The organism is Kytococcus sp. HMSC28H12 (genome assembly GCF_001816045.1).
Taxonomy (GTDB): Bacteria; Actinomycetota; Actinomycetes; order Actinomycetales; family Dermatophilaceae; genus Kytococcus; species Kytococcus schroeteri.
Genome location: NZ_KV824350.1, coordinates 1 through 2,038, shown reverse-complemented (window position 1 = coordinate 2,038; position 2,038 = coordinate 1). Strand labels below are relative to the sequence as shown.

The following is a 2,038-nucleotide window of genomic DNA, read 5'->3' as shown; positions in this document are numbered from 1 at the left end:
GTCCTCGGTGCCGCGGAGCAGGGAGTTGGCCGTCTTGGTGAGCGTCTGCATGGGGGCAGGGTAGGTGGAACGAGGCCATGCGTACGTCGCGGTGGGTGCGGCACGCGGAGGAGTGATCGGGGGGGGGGCATCGGAGGTTCGTTCGTGGGCCACCGGGTGTTCACGCTGGATCCGTACGGTGCCGGCATGCACCGACGACACTTCCTCCTCGCAGCCGGTGGCGCCGCTCTCGGGGCCGCCATCCAGCCTGTTGCCGCATCGGCTGCCGATCGCCCGGTCCGGGTCCTGGTGGCCACCTCTGAACCGTGGGGGACGTACCACATCGAGCACCTTCTGGATGAGGCGTCCGTTGCCGGTCGAACGATCGCCATGGTCGTCCCGGACCGCAGCCACCTCGAGGAAGATGACGCCACCCCTGTGGTCACTGTCGCGGAGGCAGCTGCTTGGGGTGCTGACGTGTTGGTGGTCAACTCGGCCTTGGAATGGCCCGTACGGGTTGCCCGTGCCCTGTCCGATGTCCCCGTCGTGGCTGCATCGCTCGCCTACCTGACTCCGGAGGAGGCACGGGGAGCTGCCGAGCTGCGTCCGCGCCTTGTCGCCATGACCGCAGGTTCCGGGGACGAGGCCGGCGTCTTTGCTGCCCATTTCGGGGTCCCCCGTTCCCCCGTCGCGGTCGTCGGCAACCCGGCGCTGGACGACCTTCCTGCTCACAGGCCGGAACCCGGCAGCGTTGTCGTCGCCACCTCGGTCACCCACCCCGACGAGACCGGTGAGGCGGCCCCCGGGGCCGAGTTGTTGATGGAGGTGGCCGGCGCCCTGGCCGATTCCGGCCGGGCGGTCCGCGTGGGTCTGCACCCGCGGGAGGACCCTGCGCTGTGGAGCCGCTTCGAGATCGCTGAGGAGGGCACGGTGGAGGCGTCTGCGCGGGCTGAGGTGTGCGTGGGGATCCCCGGCTCGGTGTTCCCGAACGTCGCCGCTGTCGGGTGTCCCTTGGTGGGTGTGACGGCACCTGGCCTGGAGACGCCGGACTACATCCTCAGCCTGTGCGCTGCCGTGACCACGCGGCATGACGCACTCGAGGCCGTGGACGCTCGATGGCGCCCGGATTCAGACGCGCTGCGCCGCGCGATCGGACCCGTGGGTGGTTCAGGGGAGCGTCTGTGGCGGCGCTTCGAGGCGGCCGCCCAGCGCGGGCCGGTGGTGGACACGGGCTGGTCGGGCACCGCCGGTCCGGCGCCGCTGGTGGGTGCGGGACTGGTGCTGGCTGGCGCGGCACTGCTCGCTCGGCGTGAGCCAGGTCTGAGCCACCCCACCACCTGACTGGGCATGGTCGCCCCCGCGAGGTAGGTCAATCTCGCTGAACCGCCACGACCGTGGGTTCCTCCAACAGTTTCTGAACGGTCTCCCGTGCATGGTCAGAGGCGTCGAATCTGTCGAATCCGTCTGCTGTCTTGTAGATGACAGATGCACCCAGTGCCAAGCAGGTATGAGTGACTGAGCGTGAGGGCGCCTGAGGGAGGAGAATGGCGATTCGCTGAAAGTCCTCCCGGCCATGCCGCCGCATCTCCATGCAGTAGTGGAGGATCTGGCCCAGGGCCTGCCGGGTGGCGGGATCGCCGGCATCGGACTTCGCCTCGATGAGTTCCCCGTCTACCAGGAGATCGGTCTTGTACGGGCCGACATGGGTGCACACCGCCTCCGCCCTCCTTCCCAGCCAGTTGAGGTACTCCTCGACAAGAACTCCCTCCCTCCGTGCAGCGAAGAGGTCATGCTCGGGCTTCCTCACGGGGTACCTGCCGCGTTTGGCTGTCTCGGGAGGAAGATCGACGGTGATGCTCTTGTCGAACGTCGTCGTCAAACTCGTGGAGTGGCTGGGCGCCATCTCCTCTGTGATGACGCCCAGCGCCTCGAGCACGGATTCGGAGCGTGCGTCATCGAGTAGCTGCGTTCGCCGCATGTCGTACGTCTCCGCGTACCCGAGAACCGCATTGATTGGCGCGTACGGGATATCCGGCTCTTCCGATCTGAGGGTGTAGCA

1 protein-coding gene and 1 pseudogene are annotated in these 2,038 nt (G+C 67.9%); one reads left to right on the top strand and one right to left on the bottom strand.

Going from position 1 to position 2,038, the window contains the following annotated elements:
* Window positions 1-144: 144 nt before the first annotated feature.
* Complete coding sequence (locus HMPREF3099_RS03470) at window positions 145-1,320, top strand: hypothetical protein (protein WP_237769727.1); 1,176 nt, start codon at window positions 145-147, stop codon at window positions 1,318-1,320.
* Window positions 1,321-1,348: 28 nt separating this feature from the next.
* Here HMPREF3099_RS03470 and HMPREF3099_RS03465 read toward each other — a convergent pair.
* A pseudogene (locus HMPREF3099_RS03465) lies at window positions 1,349-2,038 on the bottom strand (hypothetical protein); the annotation flags it as partial.